The sequence below is a fragment of the Mesorhizobium sp. M0185 genome (assembly GCF_040322175.1).
Taxonomy (GTDB): Bacteria; Pseudomonadota; Alphaproteobacteria; order Rhizobiales; family Rhizobiaceae; genus Mesorhizobium.
In genome coordinates this window covers 1-22813 of the sequence record NZ_JAMYSY010000060.1, presented here as the reverse complement: position 1 = coordinate 22813, position 22813 = coordinate 1, and the positions used below count along the sequence as shown (strand labels likewise).

The 22813-nt window shown below is 63.1% G+C and carries 24 protein-coding genes; 15 read left to right on the top strand and 9 right to left on the bottom strand.

From position 1 onward, the window contains the following. Positions 1 to 67: 67 nt before the first annotated feature. From NKJ20_RS29915 to NKJ20_RS29905, 3 genes are all read right to left on the bottom strand, one after another. Entirely contained in the window at positions 68 to 1192 is a 1125-nt protein-coding gene (locus NKJ20_RS29915; RefSeq protein ID WP_352453282.1) for a sugar ABC transporter substrate-binding protein, read from the bottom strand. Positions 1193 to 1486: 294 nt separating this feature from the next. Then, positions 1487 to 2515: an HTH-type transcriptional regulator GntR gene (gene gntR, locus NKJ20_RS29910; protein ID WP_352453280.1), complete on the bottom strand. Its 1029-nt coding sequence runs from the start codon at positions 2513 to 2515 to the stop codon at positions 1487 to 1489. A 172-nt stretch (positions 2516 to 2687) separates the two neighbouring features. Further along, on the bottom strand, positions 2688 to 3920 hold the full coding sequence (locus NKJ20_RS29905; protein WP_352453279.1) for an MFS transporter: 1233 nt from the start codon (positions 3918 to 3920) through the stop codon (positions 2688 to 2690). 175 nt (positions 3921 to 4095) lie between these two features. Between NKJ20_RS29905 and NKJ20_RS29900 the strand changes: the two genes are divergently transcribed. The 5 genes from NKJ20_RS29900 (at position 4096) to NKJ20_RS29880 (ending at position 7851) form a co-directional block, all read left to right on the top strand. Continuing rightward, complete coding sequence (locus NKJ20_RS29900) at positions 4096 to 4383, top strand: DUF3175 domain-containing protein (RefSeq protein WP_352453278.1); 288 nt, start codon at positions 4096 to 4098, stop codon at positions 4381 to 4383. Between the two features lie 119 nt (positions 4384 to 4502). Continuing rightward, the gene (gene iolE, locus NKJ20_RS29895; RefSeq protein WP_352453277.1) at positions 4503 to 5414 is read left to right on the top strand and encodes a myo-inosose-2 dehydratase; all 912 of its coding nucleotides are present in this window, start codon (positions 4503 to 4505) and stop codon (positions 5412 to 5414) included. Positions 5415 to 5614: 200 nt separating this feature from the next. Next, positions 5615 to 5821, top strand: a complete 207-nt coding sequence (locus tag NKJ20_RS29890) for a LacI family DNA-binding transcriptional regulator (RefSeq protein WP_352453276.1) — start codon at positions 5615 to 5617, stop codon at positions 5819 to 5821. A 4-nt stretch (positions 5822 to 5825) separates the two neighbouring features. Continuing rightward, positions 5826 to 7292, top strand: coding sequence for a rhizopine catabolism transcriptional regulator MocR (mocR, locus tag NKJ20_RS29885; RefSeq protein ID WP_352740684.1), 1467 nt, complete (start codon positions 5826 to 5828; stop codon positions 7290 to 7292). A gap of 193 nt (positions 7293 to 7485) precedes the next feature. Further along, positions 7486 to 7851, top strand: coding sequence for a GFA family protein (locus NKJ20_RS29880; protein WP_352465253.1), 366 nt, complete (start codon positions 7486 to 7488; stop codon positions 7849 to 7851). Positions 7852 to 7882: 31 nt separating this feature from the next. Here the strand turns inward: NKJ20_RS29880 and NKJ20_RS29875 are convergent, their stop codons facing one another. Then, positions 7883 to 8326 (bottom strand): SRPBCC family protein, encoded by a 444-nt coding sequence (locus tag NKJ20_RS29875; protein ID WP_352465254.1) that lies wholly within the window; start codon positions 8324 to 8326, stop codon positions 7883 to 7885. Between the two features lie 169 nt (positions 8327 to 8495). Continuing rightward, positions 8496 to 9740 (bottom strand): DegT/DnrJ/EryC1/StrS family aminotransferase, encoded by a 1245-nt coding sequence (locus tag NKJ20_RS29870; protein WP_352748979.1) that lies wholly within the window; start codon positions 9738 to 9740, stop codon positions 8496 to 8498. Positions 9741 to 10102: 362 nt separating this feature from the next. On the opposite strand from NKJ20_RS29870, the gene NKJ20_RS29865 reads away from it, so the two are divergent. The 5 genes from NKJ20_RS29865 (at position 10103) to NKJ20_RS29845 (ending at position 15360) form a co-directional block, all read left to right on the top strand. Then, entirely contained in the window at positions 10103 to 11077 is a 975-nt protein-coding gene (locus NKJ20_RS29865; protein ID WP_352748976.1) for a polysaccharide deacetylase family protein, read from the top strand. 67 nt (positions 11078 to 11144) lie between these two features. Beyond that, the gene (locus tag NKJ20_RS29860; protein ID WP_352453270.1) at positions 11145 to 12113 is read left to right on the top strand and encodes a rhizopine catabolism ABC transporter substrate-binding protein; all 969 of its coding nucleotides are present in this window, start codon (positions 11145 to 11147) and stop codon (positions 12111 to 12113) included. Positions 12114 to 12261: 148 nt separating this feature from the next. Next, positions 12262 to 13377, top strand: coding sequence for an ABC transporter permease (locus NKJ20_RS29855; protein WP_352473541.1), 1116 nt, complete (start codon positions 12262 to 12264; stop codon positions 13375 to 13377). Between the two features lie 32 nt (positions 13378 to 13409). Continuing rightward, on the top strand, positions 13410 to 14222 hold the full coding sequence (locus tag NKJ20_RS29850; protein ID WP_023675815.1) for an ATP-binding cassette domain-containing protein: 813 nt from the start codon (positions 13410 to 13412) through the stop codon (positions 14220 to 14222). 31 nt (positions 14223 to 14253) lie between these two features. After that, positions 14254 to 15360, top strand: coding sequence for a Gfo/Idh/MocA family protein (locus tag NKJ20_RS29845; protein WP_352748973.1), 1107 nt, complete (start codon positions 14254 to 14256; stop codon positions 15358 to 15360). A gap of 28 nt (positions 15361 to 15388) precedes the next feature. Here the strand turns inward: NKJ20_RS29845 and NKJ20_RS29840 are convergent, their stop codons facing one another. Beyond that, positions 15389 to 16162 (bottom strand): FadR/GntR family transcriptional regulator, encoded by a 774-nt coding sequence (locus tag NKJ20_RS29840; protein ID WP_352453268.1) that lies wholly within the window; start codon positions 16160 to 16162, stop codon positions 15389 to 15391. 30 nt (positions 16163 to 16192) lie between these two features. After that, positions 16193 to 17194, bottom strand: a complete 1002-nt coding sequence (locus tag NKJ20_RS29835) for a LysR family transcriptional regulator (protein ID WP_352748972.1) — start codon at positions 17192 to 17194, stop codon at positions 16193 to 16195. A 110-nt stretch (positions 17195 to 17304) separates the two neighbouring features. On the opposite strand from NKJ20_RS29835, the gene NKJ20_RS29830 reads away from it, so the two are divergent. The 3 genes from NKJ20_RS29830 (at position 17305) to NKJ20_RS29820 (ending at position 19325) form a co-directional block, all read left to right on the top strand. Continuing rightward, entirely contained in the window at positions 17305 to 17919 is a 615-nt protein-coding gene (locus NKJ20_RS29830) for a nitroreductase family protein (protein WP_352748970.1), read from the top strand. After that, positions 17916 to 18770: an EamA family transporter gene (locus NKJ20_RS29825; RefSeq protein ID WP_352748967.1), complete on the top strand. Its 855-nt coding sequence runs from the start codon at positions 17916 to 17918 to the stop codon at positions 18768 to 18770. Before NKJ20_RS29830 ends, NKJ20_RS29825 begins: the two co-directional genes overlap by 4 nt. A 66-nt stretch (positions 18771 to 18836) precedes the next feature. Continuing rightward, complete coding sequence (locus NKJ20_RS29820) at positions 18837 to 19325, top strand: nucleoside deaminase (RefSeq protein ID WP_352748965.1); 489 nt, start codon at positions 18837 to 18839, stop codon at positions 19323 to 19325. A gap of 53 nt (positions 19326 to 19378) precedes the next feature. Here the strand turns inward: NKJ20_RS29820 and NKJ20_RS29815 are convergent, their stop codons facing one another. Further along, positions 19379 to 19861, bottom strand: coding sequence for a MarR family winged helix-turn-helix transcriptional regulator (locus NKJ20_RS29815; protein ID WP_352748963.1), 483 nt, complete (start codon positions 19859 to 19861; stop codon positions 19379 to 19381). 108 nt (positions 19862 to 19969) lie between these two features. On the opposite strand from NKJ20_RS29815, the gene NKJ20_RS29810 reads away from it, so the two are divergent. After that, positions 19970 to 20374, top strand: coding sequence for a VOC family protein (locus NKJ20_RS29810; protein ID WP_352748961.1), 405 nt, complete (start codon positions 19970 to 19972; stop codon positions 20372 to 20374). Between the two features lie 99 nt (positions 20375 to 20473). Here NKJ20_RS29810 and NKJ20_RS29805 read toward each other — a convergent pair whose 3' ends face one another. Beyond that, complete coding sequence (locus NKJ20_RS29805; RefSeq protein WP_352748959.1) at positions 20474 to 21370, bottom strand: NAD-dependent epimerase/dehydratase family protein; 897 nt, start codon at positions 21368 to 21370, stop codon at positions 20474 to 20476. Between the two features lie 152 nt (positions 21371 to 21522). On the opposite strand from NKJ20_RS29805, the gene NKJ20_RS29800 reads away from it, so the two are divergent. Beyond that, positions 21523 to 22461: an NAD(P)-dependent oxidoreductase gene (locus tag NKJ20_RS29800; protein WP_352748957.1), complete on the top strand. Its 939-nt coding sequence runs from the start codon at positions 21523 to 21525 to the stop codon at positions 22459 to 22461. Positions 22462 to 22813: the final 352 nt, after the last annotated feature.

Genomic DNA, 22813 nt, shown 5'->3' with positions numbered 1-22813 from the left:
GCGCTTGGCAATCAGGATGTCGAGCGCCGACGCCGCGGGATCTCCCGCGGCGTCGGGCTGTCGGAGTTTACTGGTTTTCCTTGCTCTGGCCCATGATTTCCTGCGCCGTGAAATTGATGCCGCAGGTCGGGAAGGAATTGCCGACGAAGAAATTGTCGGATTGGTCGGGGAAGTAGTCCTGGCCTGCCTTGAAGTTCGGATCCTCGACGATCGCCAGCGGCAGCTTGACCGCTTGCGGCACGACCTGGCCTTCAAGTGCTGCAATCGCCGTCTTGATGGCAACCGCGACCTGCGCCGGGCCGGTACCGGCCGACGAGCATTTCAGGCCGTCAGCGGCGAACTTGGCGCAGAATTTGCGGAAGCCGTTCTCCGTCTCGCCGCCGAACGGCACGAACGGATGCTTGGCATCGATCATCGCCTGCACGATGCCGGTATCGCCGCCCTGTCCGGTAATGCCGTCGAAGGGGCCGTTGGTGGCAATGGCATCGGCCGTAGCCTTTTGCGCAACGCCGTCATCCCACTTGCCGACGACCTCGGTGACGTCCCATTTCTTGCCGGAAGCGTCGAGAACCTCGTGGATGCCGTTGTGGCGATCGGTGTCGACGGACGTGCCGGCGACGCCGCGCACTTCCAGCACCTTGCCGCCGTTCGGCACGTGCTTGACCAGCCAGTTGGCCCACAATTCGCCAAGGCCCTTCTGGTCGACATTGACGTTGATGGCATCCTTGGTGTCGAGGATGTTGTCGAAAGCGACCAGCACCACACCGGCTTCCTTGGCCCGCTTGATGACCGGGCCGAACGCGGTCGGGTTCTGGGCGTTGACGACAATCGCGTCATAGCCGGAATCGATGAAATTATTGATTGCCGAAATCTGGGCCGGCACGTCCTCGCCGGTCGAGACCACTTTGAATTCCTTGAGCTTGGCCGCGACCGCCGGCTGCGCTGCATAGGCCTTCGCCGTCTGCACCATCTGGATGCGCCATGTGTTGGCGATATAGCCGTTGGCCAGAGCGATGCGGTACGGGCCATCTTTCTTGGGGAACTTGAAGAACTGCGTATCGGCCGACCAGGGCGCGAAGCAGTCAGGCTCGGCCGATGGCCCCTTGACGATTTCAGGATCGGCGATCGCCGACGAGCTCAGCATGACAAAAGCAGTGGCGGCAACGATACCGCCAACGAGTGACTTGATCATCGATATTCCTCCCAGTTGCAGTTTGTTTGTTGTTACGCCGATGAATTTGCGCGTTTCCGGCCCGGCACCTCCCGCCGTACCCGTCGCGCGTTCAGGTGGCCGAATGCCGACCCGATCCCCTCCTTTGCTGCCCGGCTAGTCCCACAAAAACTATCATATTATACATAATAAACAAGCATGAGCTGTCGCTTATGTATAATAAACAGCCCCCATCTTCTGAGCGAAGTACCGCCCGGCGACAACTGGTAGCGCTACCATCACGTAGTGTAAAGCGCCATTGCGTCGAGGCTCGCTTCAGCGCGCCGTGCTCTCACGTCGCTTGAGTTCGAAGCCAAGGTCGACGACCCGCTGCTCTGGCCTGTTGCCTTCGATAGCCGCAAGCGCCATGGCGACCGCCCGCCGGCCGATCTCGTAGCGGTAGGTCCGAACGCTGGTGACCGACGGAAAGGCCACCTCCATCATGTCGAGATCGTTGAAGCCGACGATGCCGATCGTCTTCGGCACGGCGATCGAAGCGCGATGGCATTCGAACAGCACCCCGAGGGCGATATCGTCATTGTTGCAGAACACCCCATCGAGGCTCGGCACCTTGGCCAGCGCGTCACGGAACAATTCGCGGCCGAGGGTGACGCTGGAGGGCACCGGCGTCGTGGTGGTGAGCCTCGGATCGAACAGGCCGGCCGCCTCCATCGCCGCGCGATAGCCGGCAAGCCGCCGCTGCGAACGCGGATCCATGCGCGCACCGATGAAGCCGATCCGGCGATAGCCTGCCTCGATCAGATGTTCCGCAGCCGCCTTGCCGCCCTCGAAATGCGAGAAGCCGACCATCATGTCGACCGGATCGGGCCCGGTCTCCATCACCTGCACCACCGGACAGCCTGCCGTTTCCAGCAGTTTTCGCGAGGCCAGCGTCTGGTCGATGCCGGCCACGATCAGCGCCGCCGGGCGTTGCGGGCCAAACACCTGCAGCAGCCGCTCTTCCTCGAGGCCGGAATAGTGGGTGTTGCCGAGCTGAATCCGGAAAGGGCCGTCCGACAGGCTGTCGTAGATGCCGCGCACCACTTCGGCAAAGACGTTGTTGGTAAGCGACGGCACCAGAACGCCAAAGACCTCGGCGCGCGCCGAAGCCAGCGCCCGCGCATTCGGGTCGGGCACGTAGCCGAGCTCGTTCACGGCCGACTCGATCTGGCGGCGCAGATCTTCCGAGACACGCCCCGGCTCACGCAGGGCGCGCGATACGGTAATGGCGCCGACGCCGGCCTTGCGGGCGACATCGGCGATGGTCGGGCGGCCGCCGCCGCGGCGCGAGCGCGGCTTGATCACCGTACTCGTCCGGACGCCGGGCAACCGCCCACACGCGACCGTGAAACGATGTTCAGCGTTTTTGAAACTGCTGCCATGCCAAACTGGCCCGTTGCCACACCTTGCTGGCGTCGCGCAGCCTTCGGCTGTTGTCAAGCGACGGCCGGAGAGACTGTATCCGTACCGCTGTGCTTCAGGCCGCCACAGCAGCGCTGCGCCGGGCCTTCCACAGCAGCAGCACCATGGCCAAAATATTCAGCAGGTTCCAGGCAATGCCGTTGAGGAACGCGGCGGCATAGGAGCCGGTCAGATCGTAGATCCAGCCCGACATCCAGCCGCCGATCGCCATGCCGAAGATGGTCGCCATCATGACGATGCCGACGCGCTGGCCAGCCTCCTTGGCTGGCATATATTCGCGCACGATGATCGCATAACAGGGCACGATGCCGCCTTGCGACAGGCCGAAAACCAGCGAGACGACATAAAGCGAGGCAAGCCCGTCGAACGGGATATAGAACAACAGCGACAGGCATTGCAGCACCGAGCCGATCAGCAGGGTTTTCACACCGCCGATGCGATCGGCAAGGAAACCCGAGCCAAGCCGGCTGACGACGCCCGCCGCCAGCATGATCGACAGCATATCGGCGCCATGCGCCACGCCGTAGCCGAGATCAATGCAATAGGCGACGATATGGACTTGCGGCATCGACATCGCCACGCAGCAGCCGAGCCCGGCCACGATGAGCAGCGCCTGCAAGGCCGCCGGCGACAGGGAGATCGGCTGAACCACGCGGCTGCCCGGCGATCCCGGAGCCGCCCGGGGCGGTGCGCCGCGCCGGAGCAGCAGGATCAAGGGCACCATGGTGACCAGGCAGACAACGCCGATCGCGGCATAGGTGAAGCGCCAGCCCTCGGTCTGCATGACATAGGGCATCGCCGTCGGCCAGATCGCTCCGGCGAGATAGTTGCCGGATGCCGCAGCCGTCACCGCGACGCCGCGGCGCCGGTTGAACCAGTGCGAGATGTCGGCGATCAACGGCCCGAAGATCGCCGACGAGCCAACGCCGACCAACAGGCCCTGGACGAGGGTGAACTGCAGGATCGAACTGGTCAGCGACGCCAGCAGGAAGCCGGCGCCAAGTGTAATCGCGGCAATCAGCGCCGGGATCCAATACCCCATGCGGTCGATGGCGCGGCCGAACAGCACATTACCGGCGGCAAAGCCGACCATGGTCGCGGTGTAGGGCATCGAGGCAGCGGCGCGATCGACGCCGAATTCTACCTGCACGGCAGGCAGCACCACGACCACCGCCCACATGCCGACCCCGCCGATCGTTGCCAGCAGCATCGAGATGCCCAGCCGTATCCAGGCATAGGCACTGTCGATGCCGGAACTTCCTGCCTGGCTTGAGACGATTGGGGTCAAGAGCGTTTCCTGTCCGCAGTTCTTGAATCGGCGGTTCTGACCACTATCGGCGCATTCGCATCGCCGAGCAGCGCCACGACAGGCAAATCCGTGGCTCCAGGGATTCGGGCCGAAGTGGAACAGGGGTGCGCCATAAGGCGTTTTCCCGGCAACGACCTAGTGGAAGGAGTTTGCCATGACCGCGCAACGGAAATGGTCCGCCGACGTCACCGAGCACAGCGACGCGCTGGACCTCGAGGAACACATCTTCGAATCCCACGATCCCAAGAAGATCGCCGCCTCTTTGAAGCGATCGGCCGAGCACAGCGACCGACGCAAGGCAGGGCCGTTTCAATCCGCCATGTCGATGCTGAATTTCTACATCAACCGCGCCGGCAAGAACCTGCCGGCGGCGCAGAAGAAAGTGCTGGAGGACGCCAAAGATGAACTGCGCGTCCTTTTTGGCCGCCCAAAGGAAGACTAGAATCGGTCACCATTAATTGGTTCTGCCAAATTCGGCTGAACTGGACCTAGTGACAGGGCCTCTTTGTCGCCAGTCTGCAGGCTCGGCTTGTATTCCCAAGCCCGCAAAAGCCTGGCGTCATGACGGTCAAGATCGGCATCAATCCCATCACCTGGAGCAATGACGACGTTCCGGCGCTTGGCGGGGATACGTCCTTGGAGACCTGCCTGTCGGAAACAGCGCTGGCCGGCTACCGCGGCACCGAACTCGGCGGCAAATTTCCGCGCCAGGCTGAAGTGCTTGGGCCGCTCCTGTCTTCCTATGGCCTGGAACTCGTCTCCGGCTGGTACGATGGCCGCATTCTCGACCGCACGGTCGACGAGGAATTCGCGGCGATTACCCCGCATCTGACATTGCTGCGCGACCTCGGCGCCAGGATCGTCGTCTACGCCGACACCTCGCGCGGTCGCCATGACGGCATTTTCGCACCGATCTCCGAGCGTCCGCGCCTCGCCGACAGGGACTGGCCGTCCTATGGCGAGAAACTGACCGCCGTCGCCGACCGCATGGCTGCATTCGGGGTCGGCATGGCCTTCCACCACCACATGGGCACCATCGTCGAGACGGACGATGAAGTCGACAGGCTGATGGCGGCGACGGGCCGAAGCGTCGGCCTTTTGTTCGATACCGGCCACTGCCTGTTTTCGGGCGGCGACCCGCAATCGCTGCTGCAACGGCATCTCGACCGTATCGTGCATTTCCATTGCAAGGACGTTCGCAGGGCGGTGCTGGAACGGGCACGCCGCGAGGACATGAGCTTCATGGCGGCGGTAATGGACGGCATTTTTACCGTGCCCGGCGACGGCTCGGTCGATTTCCTGTCATTGCTGAAACCCCTCGCCGCGCGCGGCTATGAAGGCTGGCTCGTTGTCGAAGCCGAGCAGGATCCGGCCAAGGCGCATCCGCTGACCTATGCCAGCAAGGGCTATTTCTCGCTGCTCGCCACCGCCCGCGAGGCCGGCTTCGAAGTGGCGACGCGGCAGGCAAACTGACCGGCCTGCACTTGCGAGCCGGGGAACACAATGGGCGCGCGCCTCGATGGGGTTAGCGACGCGAAAGCGCCCGGCGATCCGCGCCGCCTTGCTCCCTGCGCGGCGCGGATCGCAGAATCCCGGCTCTGGATTGCAAACCCTGACTTTCAAGCTTGAGGCCGGCCGGAAGCCGTGCCTTGATGCAACCGAGGAGGAGCGATATGGCTTTCGAAGCTGCGCTTGGCATGGAACGGCTTTGCACCATCCGCGAGATTGCCGAGAAGGCGGAACTTGGCGCCGCCACCGTGCATCGCGCGCTGAAGAACAGCCGCGAGATCCGTCCCGAAACCAGGCGGCTGGTGCTCGACACCGTCTGCCGGCTCAACGAGGAAAAGATCGCCCGCGCCGCCCGGTTCGTCGGGGGATAGTGCCTTGCCCGACCACATGCGCCTTTCCCTCGACATCATGTCGGTCGACCGCGCTTCGGAAGAACCGATGCATCGGCAGATCTACGGCGCCTTGCGACGCTTCATTCTTGACGGCCAGATCCCGCAGAACACGCTGCTGCCGTCGACGCGCTCGCTGGCCGAAGATCTGAAGGTCGGGCGCAACACGGTCATCGCCGCCTATGACCAGCTCCTTGCCGAAGGTTTTATCGAGGCGCGTGCCGGATCGGGCACCTGGGTGGCGCCGATCCAGCAGAACCGCCCCTTGGCATCCCTGCGCGCCGGACTGGCAGCGCCGCAAAAGCTGTCGCGGCGCGGTCAGACCATCGTCAACGGCCCGCAACCGCCGCGTAATGCCGGCGTCATCAATTTCCATCCCGGCGTGCCTGAAACGGCATCGTTTCCGTTCACCATCTGGTCAAGCCTTCTGGTGCGCAATGCACGCAGCCGCGACGATAGTCTGCTTGGTTATCTCTCCTTTGCCGGTCACCCCGGCCTGCGCCAGGCCATTGCCTCGACCATCGGCCTGTCGCGCGGCATCAGTTGCACCGCCGACCAGGTGATCATCGTCACCGGTGCGCAGGCAGCGCTCGATCTGGTCTCGCGCGTGCTGATGGACGAAGGCGACCATGTCTGGATGGAAGAGCCCGGCTATCTCGGCGCCAAAAGCGCCTTTCTCGCCAGCGGCGCCAAGCTGGCACCGTTGAAGGTCGACCGGCGTGGCTGGCATCTTGCCGATCCGGAGCTGCCGCCGCCGCGGCTAATCTATGTGACGCCATCCTGCCAATGGCCGTTCGGCACCATCATGCGCATCGAGGAGCGGCTGCAACTGCTCGACATCGCCGAACGCAACGGCGCCTGGATCGTCGAGGATGACTATGACGGCGAATACCGGTTCCGCGGCCGGCCGGTGCCGGCGCTGCGCGGGCTCGACCATGCCGACCGCGTCGTCTATATCGGCAGCTTCGGCAAGACGCTGATTCCGGCGCTGCGCATCGGTTATCTGATCGTGCCGCGCGAATTGTCGGTTCCGTTCGACCGGGCGGTGAGCATCACCGGCCAGTTCGCGCCGCTGATCCTGCAGGCAACGGTCAACGACTTCATCATGCAGGGCTATTTCGCCACGCACCTCAAGCGCATGCGCCGGCTCTACGCGCGCCGGCAGGCGAACTTCGTCAAGCTGTGCCAGGAGCATCTGGCCGAATGGCTGATCGTCACGGAAAACGATTCCGGCATGCAGCTGCTGGCGAGCTTCGTCAGGCCCTATAAGGACAGCGACGTGGTCGCCGCCGCCCTCAAGGAGGGGCTCGACGTTCAGGGCATCTCCATCAACTATCATTCCACTGAGCCCGAGCACGGCCTGCTGCTCGGCTATGCGGCGATGGACGAACGTCAGATCCTGCGCGCCGTTCTGGCGTTGCGCGCCGCGTTCCTAAGATTGGATAGAAGCTAGAGCCAGGCTCTCCATCTCGTTCACCGCGGGGTTGAGTCGGTCGCCCGCAGTGATTAGGAATATGGGGCGTCGGTGCTTGTTTTCGGCGTTCGCGCAAAGCGCGCTTCCCAAGGCCGAACCTCCCCGAAAACCAGAAGCATGCCCACCGCCGGTATTGGCGGGCAACGCATTCATCTGAACCATGAGGATTGCCATGAGAACCGCATCCTGTGCCTGCGGGCAACTGAGGATCTCCTGTAACGGAGAGCCGCAGCTGGTCGCACAGTGCCACTGCCTCGACTGCCAGAAACGGACCGGCAGCACATACGGCGTCGCCGCCTTCTTTGCGCGCGACAAGGTAGAAGCCGAAGGCGACGCCAGTACCTACAGGCGATCAGCTCGGAGCGGCCACCATGTCACTTTCCATTTCTGCCCGGGCTGCGGCTCGAGCGTCTTCTGGGAGCCCGAGCGAAAGCCTGAATGGATCGCCGTCGCGGTCGGCTGCTTCGCCGATCCCGCCTTTCCGGCCCCGGCGCATGTTGGGTGGGAAGACCGGCGTCATCCCTGGGTTTCCGGTTAGCGACGCCAACCCGCCAGCGCAGCGCTTTACCTTACTGGTTGATCTCGGGTTCAACGAGCTTCGCCAGATTTCGCAGCGACTCCTGCCAGCCGAGATAGCAGGCCTCAACCGGGATGGCGTCTGGGATACCTGCCTGCGTGATATTCACTTCGGTGCCGACCGACACTTTCTTCAATGTCACGGTCACCTCGATCTCGCCGGCCAGGTTGGGGTCGTCGAACCGGTCGGTGTAACGCAGTCGCTCATTGGGCACGAGCTCGACATATTCGCCGCCGAACGAGTGGCTGTCGCCGGTGGTGAAGTTGCGGAAGGACATTTTGAACGCACCGCCGACTTTCGCCTCGAAGTGATGAACCGTGCAGGTGAAGCCGTTCGGCGGAAGCCATTTCGCAAGTGCATCCGCTTCAAGGAACGCGCGGTAGACTTTCTCCGAGCTGGTTGTCAGAACGCGGTGCAGCCGTACGGTGCCGGGCATATCGTTAATCCTCCGTGTTGGTGATCGATGCCCCCTAGGACGAGCGGAGCCCGGCCTATCCGACACGGGCCCGCGGATTTTTTGGCGGCCGGTTATGCCGGCCGGAATCCTCGGCCGGCCACCGGACAAGGAACTCGACCGCAGGGGAGCAAACCGCGCCGGATCTGGTCTAGTTCACACTGTCGAACTTCTGCAGATCAACCGGTGCCGCCTTGCGCAATTCGATATCATCGAGCGAAGCATTCTCCAGCGCCACCCGCGCCGCCGCGTCGATGTTGTGGATCATGTCCTGAATGTCGGTATCGCTGTGCGCCGGGTTCATGGCGACCATCACGGTGCGGTTGAGGATGTCGAGCGAGCGCTTGCCGAGGTCGTCGGGATAATCCAGCCGCAGGCCCTGGTTCTCGGGCAGTGCGTAAGGATTGAGCGCCGGGTGATGCGCCCCTTCATGCATCAGCACCTGGTCCCACTGGGTGAAATTGTGACGGCCGGTCTTGCCGGCAACGACGCTCGGAATGGTCTTCGAAAAAGTCTGCGCCGCCTGCTCGCTCGGCAGCAGGTACATCACCTGTGCGGCACAATCGTCGTCCGCGCTGTTCATCGGCGACGGCGTCAGCCCAAGATTGCTAAGGTGGCGGGTACCGGCCAGCACCGTCTTCTTCTCGACCCGCATCGCCTCGATGATGCCGTCCAGCCGGTCGAGTTGGACGTTGAGCATCGCCCCCATCAGTTCGGAAGCACGCGCGCCGATGCCGGCGAAGGGTTTGATGCTGTCGCTTCTGCCCTGCCAGTAGAAATGGCAAGGGTCGATGGCGCAGCGCGCCCGCTCCGCCACTTTCGGGTCGCTGGTGGCGATACCGCCGCCCTCGCCCGAGGTCATGTTCTTGAAGTAGTTGAAGGAATAGGCGCCGGCATGGCCGATCGAGCCGAGCTTGCGGCCCTCATAGCCGCCGCCGATGCCTTGGCAGACATCCTCCAGCACCAGCAAGCCGCGCTTGGCAGCAATGTCCATGATCGCATTCATGTTGCAGGCCGCGCCCCACATATGCACCGGGATGACCGCCCTGGTGCGCGGCCCGATGGCATCGCGCAGGGCGATGGGATCGATGGTCAGGCTCTCGTCGATGTCGACGATGACGGGAATGGCCCCGACCGACAGCACCGCGGTCGCTGTCGCCATATAGGTGTGCGCCGGCACCAGCACTTCGTCCCCCGGGCCGATGCCGAGGCCGATCAGGCCGGCGGCGAGCCCATAGGTGCCGCTGGCGGCCAGCGCGAAATGCTCGACGCCAAGATGCTGCGCATAGCGGGCCTCGAAGCGGTCGCATTCGCTGTCCTTGCCGTAACGAAACAGCGCGCCCGAGCGGATCACCCTGGCAATGGCTTCGATTTCCTCTTCGCCGGCGGTGTACATGACAGGCCTCCAGTCACTTGATAATGTGGGTCACTTGATAATGTGGTCGCTTGATGGTGTGGACAGCTGTAGGCTTGTCGGCACGGTTTGAAAGAACCACTCCGCCGCTATTCGACCAAGCCATCTGCGCCCGGAAGACGGTTCCTATGACTGGTTTTGAACCGTGATTGGGGAAATCGGTAGCTAAGTGTCTCAGCCGGCAGGCAAATCGTACCCATCCGAATTCGCCAAAGTGGCCCTGTCGGAAACCCAGCTTTCGGCGTTCCATTCCGGCCAGTTGGGCAAACGGTTGGTTCCATGAAATACGGGACACACTTTGGAAGACCCTCGAAACCGGCGTGCCGGCGGAAAGGCGGCCGTTCGTGAACGCCGCCGGCTCCAGCAAACGGATCGTGCTCCACGAGGACGATGTCGGCATGTGCCACGGCGCCAACAGCGCCTTCCTCGAATTGAGCGGGCTGGGCGTCTGCAGTTCCGGCGCGGTGATGGTGCCGTGCCCGTGGTTCCTCGAAATGGCCGAAAGCGCCACCGCCAACCCTGCCCTCGACCTTGGCGTCCACCTGACGCTGAACAGCGAGAAGCAGCACTACAAATGGCGGCCGTTGACCGCGCCGTCGCGGGCGGCCGGCCTGACCGACGAGTTCGGCTTCTTCTGGCCCGATGTGGCGACCACGCGCCGGAAGGCGGTGCCGCAGGCGGTCGAGGCCGAGCTTCGCGCCCAGATCGACACCGCCTATCGCGCCGGCATCGACGTCACCCATCTCGACGCGCATATGGGCGCGGCATTGTCGCCGGAATTTTGCGACATCTACATCAAGCTCGGGCTCGAATATCAGCTGCCCGTGCTGCTGACCAAGACCCTGTCCGCCTATTCCCCCAACGACAATCTGGTCGGCGTCACCGAGGAGGCGTTCCAGCGCGGCGTGGCGCTGGCCCGCGCTGGCGGCTTTGCCATTTTCGACGCCGCCATCCAGACGACCTGGGGCCGGCCGCGTTCCAGGCCGATCGAGCCGGCTTACAAGGCGCTCATCGAGGGTGTGCGCGAGGGCCTGACCTTCTTTTGCCTGCATTGCAACGCGCCCGGTGAACTCGAGCTGATCGAGCCGCGCTCCGCCTATATTCGCACCGAAGAGTACGAGCTGTTCCGAGACCAGGGCTTTCGCGACTGGCTCGCCGCACAGCCGATCGACGTCATCGGCATGAAGCCGTTGCGCGAGGAGCTTCGCGCCACGCTCTCGGCCGGGCGATCATCAACAACAGCCCGCGGCCACACCGTGGGCGAACAGCGATTGGCGTCGGCAAAGGCCCGCAAAGCGGCCACCCGATCCGCAACGTGAGCCGATCGTCGCGGCCGGAAAACGGCGCCAGAGGGATTGGAACTGCAACGACAAATGGGAGAATAAGATGAAAACTCTTCTGAAAGTGGCATTGGGCGCCTTCGTTTCGGCGGGCCTGATGACGGGTATCGCGCATGCCGCGGGGCTCAAGGATCCGAAGGACGTCCGCATCACCTTCGTGGTGCACGGGTCGGCGTCCGATCCCTATTGGTCGGTGGTCAAGCGCGGCGTCGATGACGCGGCCGCCCTCACCGGCGCCAAGGTCGAATATTACGCGCCGCAGGTCTTCGACGTGGTCGAGCAGGCCCGGCTTCTCGACGCCGCCATCGCCACCAAGCCGGACGGTATCGCCGTCTCCATCGCCGACGCCAATGCGCTCGGCAAATCGGTCAAATCCGGGCTTGCCGCCAATATTCCCATGGTGGTTCTGGATTCCGGCGAAAAGGAAGGCGCCGAGCTCGGCACGACGCTCTATGTCGGCACCGTTTCCGAATATGATTCCGGCAAGAAGGCCGGCGAGCGGCTGGCCAAGGAAGGCACGCTCAAGGTCGTCTGCATCAACCACGAGGTCGGCAATGTCAGCCTCGACCAGCGCTGCCAGGGCCTCAATGACGGGCTGAAGCCCTCCGGCGGCGGCACCGAGGTTCTGGCCGTGGCGCCGGATCCCGCCGACGTCCAGCGCCGCACCGAGGCCTATCTGTCGGCGCATCCCGACACGCAGGCCGTCTTTGCGCTCGGCGCCACCGCCGCCAACCCGCTGATCCCGATGTTCCGCGACAAGGAACTGTTCGGCAAGCTCAAGCTCTACACATTCGACATCAGCCCGGAGGTTCTCGATTCGGTCGTGGCCGGCGAAATGGGCTTCGGCATGGACGCCCAGCAATATCTGATGGGCTATCTGCCGGTGATCTATCTGGTCGAGCAGGCGACGCACGGCTTCTGGCCGCAGAACAACGCCTATACCGGACCGCTGTTCATAGACTCGCCGGAAAAAGCCAAGGCGATCCTGGCGCTCGCCAAAGAGGGCATCCGCTAGGCAAGCGCTCCGACGGAACGGGAGAATGCGCCAAGCGCACTCCCGATCCGTTCGAAGATTGCGAATTGAGCGATTGGAGAGCCTAATGGCGGTCGTGGAAGACAAGGCGATACCTCCGGGCGAACTGAAGGCGACCGACCGCTTCGGCATGACGTCGAAGCGGGCCGCCGGCGCCGACGAGCGGCTGGCCAGCACCGGCAAGCTGACCCAGTGGCTGCGCCGGCCGGAAGCCGGTGCCGCCGGTGGGCTGCTTGCGACGATCATCATCTTTGCGCTGCTGCCGGGCGCGGCAAACCTCTATTCGCTGCAGGGATCGATGACCTTCCTGACGCTGTCGGCGGAGCTAGGCATCGTCGCCACCGCGGCAGCACTCCTCATCATCGCCGGCGAGTTCGATCTTTCGGTCGGCTCCATGGTCGGCTTTGCCGGTGTCGTCATCGGGCTGACGGTGAAGTACTGGGGCCTGCCGCTATGGGGTGGCATCGCCTGTGCCTTCGCCGTTGCCATCCTCACCGGCTATCTCAACGGCCTGATCGTGGTGAAGACGCGCCTGCCCTCCTTCATCGTCACGCTTGCCACGCTCTATATCCTGCGCGGACTGTCGATCGGCATCACCCGCGCCGTCACCGGCCGCACCCAGATCCCCTACATACTCGAAGGCGCACCGGATCCGGCTACGGCCGGCATTTTCAACGGCCATCTGCTCACCGGCCTGTTCCACTGGATGGGCGCGCAGGGCTGGGTAGCCACCCGCAGCGACGGCATCCCGTTCGTTGCCGGCATTCCGATGTCGATCGTCTGGTGGCTCGGCCTGACGGCGCTGGCCGGCTACGTGCTCACCCAGACGAAATACGGCAACTGGATCTTCGCCACCGGCGGCGACCTGATCGCAGCCCGCAACGTCGGCGTGCCGGTCGATCGCGTCAAGATCAGCCTGTTCGTCTACACCGCCTGCGCGGCGACGCTGCTTGCCACCATCCAGGTGATGGAGGCGGGCTCCGCCGACACCACGCGCGGCCTGCTCAAGGAATTCGAGGCGATCATCGCCGCCGTCATCGGCGGCGTGCTGCTCACCGGCGGCTACGGCACCGTCTATGGCGTGCTGTTCGGCGCGCTGATCTTCGGGCTGGTGCAGATGGGCATCTTCTACACCGGCATCGACACCGACTGGTTCAAGGTCTTCCTCGGCATCGTCATCCTGATGGCCGTGCTGGTCAACAACTACATCAGGCTGAAGGCGCTCGGCCGCGGAGGTGGCAAATGACCGAGCCGGCCCAAATGACCGAACCGGCCCAAATGACCGAACCGGCAATGGAACTGCGCGGCGTCAGCGTCAATTTTGGCTCGGTGCGCGCGCTCCAGGACATCGACATCAAGGTCTATCCGGGCGAGGTCCACTGCCTGCTCGGCGACAACGGCGCCGGCAAGTCGACGCTGATCAAGGTTTTGTCCGGCGTCTATCGGCCGAGCAAGGGCGAAATCCTGGTCGACGGCAAGCCAGTCACTTTCCGCAGCCCGCGCGACGCGCAGGAGCTCGGCGTGGCAACGGTGTTCCAGGATCTCGGCATGATCTCGCTGATGTCGATCACCCGCAACTTCTTCCTCGGCCGCGAGCCGACCAAAAGCAGCCTGCCCTTCTCGCGCATCGACAAGGAGCGCGCCAACACCATCGCTAGGCAGGCGATGGCCGATATCGGTATCGACGTGCGCGATCCGACGCAAGCCGTCGGCACGCTGTCGGGCGGCGAGCGCCAGTCGGTGGCGATCGCCCGCGCCGTGCATTTTGGCGCGCGCGTGCTGATCCTCGACGAGCCGACGTCCGCACTCGGCGTCCACCAGGCGGCGATGGTGCTGAAGTTCATCATCGAAGCGCGCATGCGGGGTTTGGCCGTGATCTTCATCAGCCACAACATCCACCACGCCTATCCGGTCGGCGACACCTTCACGCTGCTCAACCGCGGCCGCAATCGCGGCACCTACGCCAAGTCCGAGATTTCGCGCGACGAGGTCATCTCGATCATGTCGGGCGGCGAGGATCTGAAGGCGGTCGAGGCGGAGATTGCCGGCCTGCTTGCCCAGATCGGCAACCGGCCGCCTGCGGCGCCTTGAGCTGACAAACGACATTGCGGGGAATGATGGCATGAGCAGGATACGCGTCGGGGTCGTCGGCGGCGGCATGATCTCGCAGGTCGAGCATATCCCCAATCTGCTGCGCCTCGGTGAATTGTTCGAGCTGGTCGGGGTCGCCGATCCCTCGAGGATTTCGCGGCAGTTCGTCACCGACACCCATGGCATTGCCAATTTCGAAACGATCGACCAGCTCTTCGACCAGCGCCTCCACGCGGTGGTGATCGGCTCGCCGGACCCGCTACATCACGAACAGGTGCTGGCGGCGCTGGCGGTTGGCCTGCATGTCTTTTGCGAAAAGCCGCTCTGCTATTCGCTGGCGGAAATCCTGGAGATCGTTGCCGCGCGCGATGCCGCCAGGAAAATCGTTCAGGTCGGCTATATGAAGCGCTTCGATCCGAATTACCGGCTGGCGCTCGCTTCGCTGCCTGGAACATCGAGCAGGCTGCGCGCGGTCTCGGTGGAGGTAAACGATCCCGACGCCTGGCCGTTCATCGCCCATCAGCCCTACAGGCGCGGTACCGATATCCCAAAAGACATGGTCGCCACTGTCGCCGCCAAGCAGAAGCGCCAGGTCGAAGAGGCCGTCGGCGTGCATCTGACCGATCTCGCTTTCCGTGGATTTATCGGCGCTTACAGCTCGGCCTTGATTCACGATGTCAATGCCGTCCATGGCCTGCTCGATGCGCTCGGCGTGCCGGACGGCGAGGTCGTCGGCGCGCAGATCTTTGCCAATGGCGACGGCGGCCACGGCGCCGTCAGGCTGCTGGACGGACAGGCACTGTGGACCATGACGCATCTCACCGTGCCCAAGCTCGCCGACTACAAGGAGCGGATCACGCTGTTCTTCGACGATGCCAGCCTCGAGCTCGAATTCCCCTCGCCCTGGCTCAACCATCATCCGACCCGGCTGACGGTGACGACCTCGGACGGTCACACGCTGTCGAAGAAAGATTTGCGTGCCGGTTACGCCGAAGCCTTCGTCGAGGAGATGCGTGGCTTCTGGGCTGCGATCCTCAATGGCGATGCCGTCGTCAACCCACCCGAACACGCCGCCCGCGACCAGGCGCTGCTGATCGGGCTGACCCGGCGGCATCTCGCGACCGCACCCATCGATTGAGCGCTAAAACCCTGATGCCGAACGGCCGTTACCTGGACTTGATGACGCTGTCGGTATTGGCCAGCAGCTTGCGCACCGCATTGCGCGCCGCGTCCGGCCGCTGCAGACGGATGCTCTTCTCGATTGCCTCATGCAGCCTCTGCGCATGCTGCAAATCGTCGAGTTCCCGCGTGGTATAAGCAAATAGATGATCGAATGCCGATTCGATCAGCACGCCGAGCGGCACCAGCAGATCGTTGCCCGAGGCCCGCAGGATGGCGAGATGAAAACGCGTGTCGGCGCGCGTCCGCTCCTGCAGGTTGGTCGCCTCACCCATCTCGCGGCAGGCCTGGCTGATCTCGGCCATCTGCTCGTCGGTGCGCCGCATGGCGGCAAAGGCGCTGGCCTCCGGCTCGATGATGTGGCGGAACTCCTGCACGGTCCGGAGGAACACCTCACGGTCCGGCGAGGTCGCATACCAGGCCAGCACGTCGCGATCGAGCAGGTTCCAGCGTTCCTTCGGCTCGACCCAGCTGCCGATTTTGGGACGTGACGACAGCAAGCTCTTCGCCATCAGCATTTTTATGGCTTCGCGCACCGCCGAGCGGCTGACGTCGAACGTCTCGGACCATTTGGCTTCGTTGGGCAGGATGGTTCCCGGCGGATAGTCGCCGCGCACGATCCTCAGCCCGATTTCGTTGGCGAGCGACGCATGCACGCTCGACCCCGGCATGCGCGCCGCATCGGCCCGGCGAATACCGCTCGTGCGTTCGGCGAACGCCTCGGCCGCTGTCTTTCCCTTATTCGGCTTCGCGTCCTGCATGGCTCCACAAAGTCCGGATTTGGAGGCGTGTCAAGGAGATGAGATCGACGGCAATATCTCAGTTTGATTTTCCGCATCCGTCGCCTCGCCGACACCGCGCTTTGCCGAGCGTTCACGCCGGGGAGGCACGAACGGCTTCTCTTTGTCCCGACTGAATTCCTCGATCAGGAAATCAAGGAAGACGCGGATTTTCGGGGCGAGATGCTGCCGCGCCGGATAGACCGCGTAGAGCGTGGTTTCGACCTTGTCCCAGTCATCCAGAGCCGATTGCAGCCGGCCTGCTTTCAGATCGCTCTCGACATAGGGATAGGGGATCAGGCTGACGCCGAAGCCGGCGCCCAGCGCATCGCGCACGGCAAGGCTTGAAGAAACCGAGTATCGTCCGTCGATGGCGATCCGCTCGGCACGGCCGTCCTTGCGGAATTCCCATATGTCCGCATGCCCCGAGAGGCTGAACCGGATGCAATTGGCCGCCTTCAAATCGGCAGGCGTCTTGGGCCGGCCATGCGTCTCAAAATAGGACGGAGCTGCGCAAAGCACATGCGGCATGACCGCAAGCTTTCGGGCGACCAGGCTGGAATCCTCGAGATTGTCGCTGCCGCGAATGGCAAGGTCAAATCCCTCCCGCACGATATCGACGCGCCTGTCATCAAGGTGCAGATCGAGCTTCAAATCGGGATAGCGCGATAGAAACGCGGGCATGGCAGCCGAAAGCCGCGTCAACGTGACAGTCATCGGCGCGCTGACCCGCAACGTGCCGCTCGGCGCCGTCTTGATCGGGCCGAGCACCTGGTCGGCCCTGGCCAGCGCATCGAGCCCCTGCGTGACATGCTCCAGGTAGATCCTGCCCTCTTCGGTCAGCGCCATGCGCCGCGTCGTCCGGTTGATGAGCCGCACCCCCAGATCCGCCTCCAGCTCGGCGATGTTCTTGCTGATCGCGGGTGGCGAGAGACCGAGCCGCCGTCCGGCTTCGGCAAAGCTGTTCAGTTCCGCCACCTGGCGGAAAACCTGCAACGCCGTCAGGCGATCCATCTCACCATTCTCTTCCAGTAAACAATGTCTTGCAATTGTTGCATATTATCGCGCCTTGGTAAATTCTATATCTGCTTCCCGAACGACTTTCTCAGTTTCGGAATGACATGATGACCAACCCCGCAATTTCCCTTATCGAGCGGCGCATGTCGGCCAATCGGTTCGATGCCTCGCATATATTGACGGATGCCGAGGTCGAGGAACTGGCACGCCTCGCAACGCGCGCGCCAAGCGCCTACAACCTTCAGAATTGGCGGTTCATCGCGGTGCGGACGCCGGAAGCAAAGGCGCGGTTGCGAAGCGTGGCCCACGGCCAGGTGAAGGTGCAGGAAGCAGCGGTCACCTTCATCATCTGCGGCGTACTCCCCGACCACGCTGCCCTCAATGCAAGGCTGCATCCTTTCGTGGAAGCCGGCTTCATGCCGGTGGATATGGCTTCGGGCTGGCAGGAAGGCGCCCGCGCACAATATGCCGATCCTCTAGCGGCCCGCGACGAAGCGGTGCGCTCGGCAACGCTTGGCGCTGCAACGCTGATTTTCGCGGCCGAAGCGCTGGGGCTCGTCTCCGGTCCGATGGCCGGCTTCGATGCCGAAGGCGTGGCCCGCGAGTTTGGCCTTGCGCGCAATGAAGTGCCGGTGATGCTCATCGCGGTCGGCCGCGCCGCGCCCGGAAACTGGCCGCAAAAGCCGCGCCGCCCTCTTGCCGAAGTTCTGGAAATCTTATGAAAACGCACCGTTCCGATCTGCTGCTTGCAGCCATCGCACCCGCGATATGGGGCAGCACCTATATCGTCACCACCGAGTTCCTGCCGAACTTCTCGCCGATGACGGTCGCAATGCTGCGAGCCCTGCCCGCCGGATTGCTGCTGCTGGCGATCGTTCGGCAACTGCCGATGGGCATCTGGTGGCTGCGCAGTTTCGTCCTCGGAGCCCTCAACATCTCGATCTTCCTGAGCATGTTGTTTGTCGCCGCCTACCGGCTTCCGGGCGGGGTCGCGGCGACCGTGCTGTCGGTCCAGCCATTGATTGTGATTTTCCTCGCTGCTGCCCTGCTTGCCAGCCCTGTCCGCCGGTTGGCGATTGTCGCCGCCCTTGTCGGGATCGCCGGTGTTGCATTGCTGGTGCTGACCCCGAACGCGACGCTCGATGCGGTCGGCGTTGCCGCCGGCCTCGCCGGGGCGGCCTCAATGGCCTTCGGAAGCGTGTTGAGCCGCAAGTGGCAGCCGCCAGCATCGCTGCTCGCCTTTACGGCATGGCAACTGACTGCCGGTGGTCTCCTTCTCGTTCCGGTGGTGCTTTTCGAACCACCCATCCCGTTCCCGACCGCGGCCAACCTGCTTGGACTGGCGTGGCTCGGGCTGATCGGTGCGGCGCTGACTTATGTCCTCTGGTTCCGGGGCATTGCGCGACTCGAATCTTCGGTGGTGTCATCGCTGCTTTTCCTCAGCCCGGTGACCGCCGTGCTGCTCGGATGGGTATTCCTGGATCAGACACTGACCTTGCCTCAAATCGCCGGCGTCGTTTTCGTCATCGGCAGCATCTGGCTGGCTCAACGGCCCAATCGGAACGAGGCTTGAGCCTTGCTTGTTGACTTGTGTCGGCGGATTGTTCGGCACTATGGTCAAGCGGCGGAGGATCTGCCGATGCCACAACGCCCTTATGATGAGCGCCTGCTCCGTCAGGCGTTCGAAGTCGCGCGCAAGGCCCGCGATGCTGGCGACCATCCCTTTGGTTCGCTCCTGGCCGACAAGGACGGCAATGTGTTGCGCGAGCAGCCCAACGCTTACAAAGCCGGCGGCGGCGACCGCACCGCTCATGCCGAAAGGCTGCTGGCCTCGTGGGCGGGGATGAATGTCAGTCTCGAAAAGCTGGCCTCCTGCACCCTCTACAGTTCGGCCGAACCTTGCGCGATGTGCTCCGGCACAATCTATTGGGCGGGCATCGGACGGGTCGTCTTTGGGCAGAGCGAACATGACCTCAAGGGGTTGACGGGCGCACATGTCGAGAACCCCACACTCGACCTGCCCTGCAGGATCGTCTTCGAAGCTGGGCAGCGTCCGACTGAAGTCGTCGGCCCGCTGCTTGCCGATGAAGCGGCGCAACTCCAGGCCGAATTCTGGAAAGACAAGTAGGCTCAGGTCTCGTTGGTTCAGAGGAAGAGATAACTGCTGACGTGGACAACGGCCTAGAGGCCGGTGAGCAATTTCTTAAGTAGAGCACTAAGAGTTTCCTGCTCCGCCGGCGTCAGCACGGAGATTAATTGCTCTTCGAGCGCCACCATTGGACCGATCAAATCGTCTATCGCGCGCTTGCCGCCGGTCGTCAGCGCAATTTGCTTGCCGCGCCGGTCGTTGGGATCGGGGCGTCGTTCAACCAGCCCGGCGCGCTCCAGCCGGTCCAGGCGGCTGGTCATGCCGCCCGAGGAGATCATTGCCGATTCGTAGAGCTGAGTAGGTGAAAGCATATAGGGTTCACCGGCGCGCCTGAGCGGCGTGAGCACATCGAACTCACCTACATTCAGGCCTGCTTCTTTGAGCAACGGGTTCATGTGATCGCGGATGACCCGTGCGGCGGCATCAAGCAGACGACCTACCGTTTCAACAGGTAACGACGGAAGATCGGGGCGCTCGCGGGCCCATTGCTTAGCTGCGGCCTCGGCGCGATCCATGGCAAATATTCCCTCGGCAAAAAGTATCTTGCAACCAAGATACATTGCATCTAGTTACATTGCAGCAAGACAATAGCGCAGCGCGCAGCCTTGGAGAAGGAGAAATCGATGCCCAAAATGATTTTCGTGAACCTGCCTGTTCGTGACCTGACGGCGTCGACGGCGTTCTACGTGGCGCTAGGCGGCACTGTGAACCCACAGTTTTCGGGCGAGAAATCCACCTCGCTCATGTTCTCGGACACGATCGGGGTGATGCTGCTGACCCATGACCACTACCGCGAATTCACTACACGCCCAATCGGCGACGCACGGCGCGACAGCCAGGCAATGATCGTCCTCACTGTCGATAACCGCGATGCCGTCGATGCAACACTGACCAGCGCGGTCGCGGCGGGCGGTCGCGCCGATCCCAACCCAGCACAGGATCTTGGCTTCATGTATAACCGCCACATTGAAGACCCGGATGGCTACGTCTGGGAAATCGTATGGATGAACCCGACGGCGAACGCCTGAACGAGGGTGTGGGCGCATCGGTCGTAGCGGGTGTGAGCCTGGAGTCATGACGAGCAATTCGGGGCTGGCCCAGTGCCGGTTCCGCGTCAGCTGCGCCCGTCAGCTCGTCTTGACATATTTCCGCCAGCTGTGCTCCGGCCGAAAGCCGAGCATGTCACGCGCCTTGCGGTTGGAGAGCAGCGTCTCGTATTCGCCAAGTTCCCCCTTGACCGGCACATCGGGATAAAACCGCTTCAGCAGTTCGGTTGTCGGCAGGTCGGACGAGGTGTCGTCGTTGGCGGCGTTGAACACCTGATAGCCGAGCCCGTCCTTCTCGATGGCGCGCAGCGTGATCTGGCCGAGATCGCGCGCGTCGATATAGCTCCAGGCGATGCGCTTGCGGAAACCCGGATCGGCGAACCATTTCGGAAACAGCGAATATTCATGCGGCTCGATGACGTTGCCGATGCGCAAGGCATAGATGTCGAAGCCGCTGCGCAGCGCAAAGGCGCGCGCCGTCTTCTCGTTGACGACCTTGGACAGCGCATAGCTGTCCATCGGGTCGACGTCGTACGCCTCGTCGAGCGGAAAATGCGTCGGGTTGCGCGGCTCGTTGGCGAAGACCAGCCCGTAGGTCGTTTCGCTGGAGGCGATCACCACCTTGCGGATGCCGAGCTTCACCGCAGCCTCGATGACGTTGTAGGTGCCGAGCGCGTTGATGCGGAACACCTCATTGTCGGGCGTGATCATGATGCGCGGGATCGCCGCGAAATGCACCACGGCATCCACCGGCTGCGTGCGCAGCGATGGGTCGAATTCATGCAGGCCGATATAGCTCGACAGCGCATTGAACACCTGCCCGCTGTCGGTGATGTCGGTGATCAGCGTGCGCACCTTGGGATTGTCGAGCGGCTTGGTGTCGATGTTGAGCACCTGGCAGCCCTGCTCGACCAGATACTGCACGACATGACGCCCGGCCTTGCCGCTGCCGCCGGTGAACATGATCCGCTTCGTCATTTTGCTCTCCACATTCCCTAAGATTCATGTGTATTGTCAGACAATATCGAACTCTGCAATCGCCTGCCATGGCATGCGGCAAAAACCCGCTTCAACAATTCGCCGGCAAGCTGCAGCGCCGTCATCCATCACTGCAAATAGGACGAAACGACATGAACACGACTGCCGCGAGCGAAAAGATCGGCTTCATCGGGCTTGGCCTGATGGGGCACGGGATCGCGAAGAACATCGTCGACAAGGGTTATCCGCTGACGTTTCTCGGCCGCAAGAACCGCAAGCCGGCAGAAGACCTGCTCGGCCGCGGCGCCAAGGAAGCGGCAACCTCGCGCGATGTCGCGGCGGCATCCGATATCGTCTTCATCTGCGTCACCGGCTCGCGCGAGGTCGAAGCCATCATCCGCGGCCCAGGCGGCCTCAAGGAAGGCCTGAAGCCGGGATCGGTTGTCGTCGACTGCTCGACCTCTGATCCCGTTTCGACGGTGGCGCTGGCCGCCGAACTCAAGGCGCTCGGCGTCGCCTATGTCGATGCCCCGCTCAGCCGCACCCCGAAGGAGGCTTGGGAAGGCACGCTCGACGCCATGGTCGGCGCGCCCGATGCGGTCTTTGCCCGGCTGAAGCCGGTGCTCGAAACCTGGGCCGGGCGTATCGTCCATATCGGCGACACCGGTGACGGCCATCGCATGAAGCTGCTCAACAATTTCATCTCGCTCGGCTACGCCGCGATCTATTCCGAGGCGCTGGCGCTGGCGCAGAAGGTCGGCATCTCGCCGCCGCGCTTCGACAGCGTCATCCGCAACGGTCGCATGGATTGCGGCTTCTATCAGACCTTCATGCGCTGGACGCTGGAAGGCGACCGCGACGCGCACAAATTCACCATCGCCAACGCCTTCAAGGACCTCACCTATCTCGAATCGATGGCGGGTGCTGCCGGCATCGCCAACCCGCTCGGCAACGCCACCAAGAACGCCTTCGCCGGCGCCTTCGCCACCGGACCTGCCGATCAATATGTGCCGATGCTGGCGACGCATATCGGCAAGGTCAACGGCGTCGACCTGATGCCGACAAAAGATGGGAAAAAGCAGACGATCTGAGAACGTTGGGATTAACGCCTGGGAGTGTCGCAACTGCAAACGTTCGCTGCCGACAACCTACATCCGCCAATCTCCAACGCTGGCGATTAGCATATGACACCACACCTTCGTCATCCCAGGGCGGAGCAGGAGCGAAGCGACGTCGCGCAGACCCTGGGATCCATATGTGGACGGCGCCCTGCCTGCAACGGTTGTTTTGCGTCGTTTTCGATCGCTTGCGTCCATATGTCCGGCCTTTGAGCACGGTCCTTGCGGCCGCTGGCCAAGGTGGGGTTCGCGACGCCCGTTCCAATCATGCCAGCGGTTTCGTTGGCCAATGGATCCCTCGGAGTTTCGCGCGTCACGGATCGAT

What these genes read in the sequence shown, in the direction of transcription:
- NKJ20_RS29915 (WP_352453282.1), bottom strand. Translation starts at nt 1,192, where the DNA reads ATGATCAAGTCACTCGTTGGCGGTATCGTTGCCGCCACTGCTTTTGTC.
- NKJ20_RS29900 (WP_352453278.1), top strand. Translation starts at nt 4,096, where the DNA reads ATGACCGCGCAACGGAAATGGTCCGCCGACGTCACCGAGCACAGCGAC.
- iolE (WP_352453277.1), top strand. Translation starts at nt 4,503, where the DNA reads ATGACGGTCAAGATCGGCATCAATCCCATCACCTGGAGCAATGACGAC.
- NKJ20_RS29890 (WP_352453276.1), top strand. Translation starts at nt 5,615, where the DNA reads ATGGCTTTCGAAGCTGCGCTTGGCATGGAACGGCTTTGCACCATCCGC.
- NKJ20_RS29880 (WP_352465253.1), top strand. Translation starts at nt 7,486, where the DNA reads ATGAGAACCGCATCCTGTGCCTGCGGGCAACTGAGGATCTCCTGTAAC.
- NKJ20_RS29875 (WP_352465254.1), bottom strand. Translation starts at nt 8,326, where the DNA reads ATGCCCGGCACCGTACGGCTGCACCGCGTTCTGACAACCAGCTCGGAG.
- NKJ20_RS29870 (WP_352748979.1), bottom strand. Translation starts at nt 9,740, where the DNA reads ATGTACACCGCCGGCGAAGAGGAAATCGAAGCCATTGCCAGGGTGATC.
- NKJ20_RS29860 (WP_352453270.1), top strand. Translation starts at nt 11,145, where the DNA reads ATGAAAACTCTTCTGAAAGTGGCATTGGGCGCCTTCGTTTCGGCGGGC.
- NKJ20_RS29855 (WP_352473541.1), top strand. Translation starts at nt 12,262, where the DNA reads ATGACGTCGAAGCGGGCCGCCGGCGCCGACGAGCGGCTGGCCAGCACC.
- NKJ20_RS29850 (WP_023675815.1), top strand. Translation starts at nt 13,410, where the DNA reads ATGACCGAACCGGCAATGGAACTGCGCGGCGTCAGCGTCAATTTTGGC.
- NKJ20_RS29845 (WP_352748973.1), top strand. Translation starts at nt 14,254, where the DNA reads ATGAGCAGGATACGCGTCGGGGTCGTCGGCGGCGGCATGATCTCGCAG.
- NKJ20_RS29840 (WP_352453268.1), bottom strand. Translation starts at nt 16,162, where the DNA reads ATGCAGGACGCGAAGCCGAATAAGGGAAAGACAGCGGCCGAGGCGTTC.
- NKJ20_RS29835 (WP_352748972.1), bottom strand. Translation starts at nt 17,194, where the DNA reads ATGGATCGCCTGACGGCGTTGCAGGTTTTCCGCCAGGTGGCGGAACTG.
- NKJ20_RS29830 (WP_352748970.1), top strand. Translation starts at nt 17,305, where the DNA reads ATGACCAACCCCGCAATTTCCCTTATCGAGCGGCGCATGTCGGCCAAT.
- NKJ20_RS29825 (WP_352748967.1), top strand. Translation starts at nt 17,916, where the DNA reads ATGAAAACGCACCGTTCCGATCTGCTGCTTGCAGCCATCGCACCCGCG.
- NKJ20_RS29820 (WP_352748965.1), top strand. Translation starts at nt 18,837, where the DNA reads ATGCCACAACGCCCTTATGATGAGCGCCTGCTCCGTCAGGCGTTCGAA.
- NKJ20_RS29815 (WP_352748963.1), bottom strand. Translation starts at nt 19,861, where the DNA reads ATGGATCGCGCCGAGGCCGCAGCTAAGCAATGGGCCCGCGAGCGCCCC.
- NKJ20_RS29810 (WP_352748961.1), top strand. Translation starts at nt 19,970, where the DNA reads ATGCCCAAAATGATTTTCGTGAACCTGCCTGTTCGTGACCTGACGGCG.
- NKJ20_RS29805 (WP_352748959.1), bottom strand. Translation starts at nt 21,370, where the DNA reads ATGACGAAGCGGATCATGTTCACCGGCGGCAGCGGCAAGGCCGGGCGT.
- NKJ20_RS29800 (WP_352748957.1), top strand. Translation starts at nt 21,523, where the DNA reads ATGAACACGACTGCCGCGAGCGAAAAGATCGGCTTCATCGGGCTTGGC.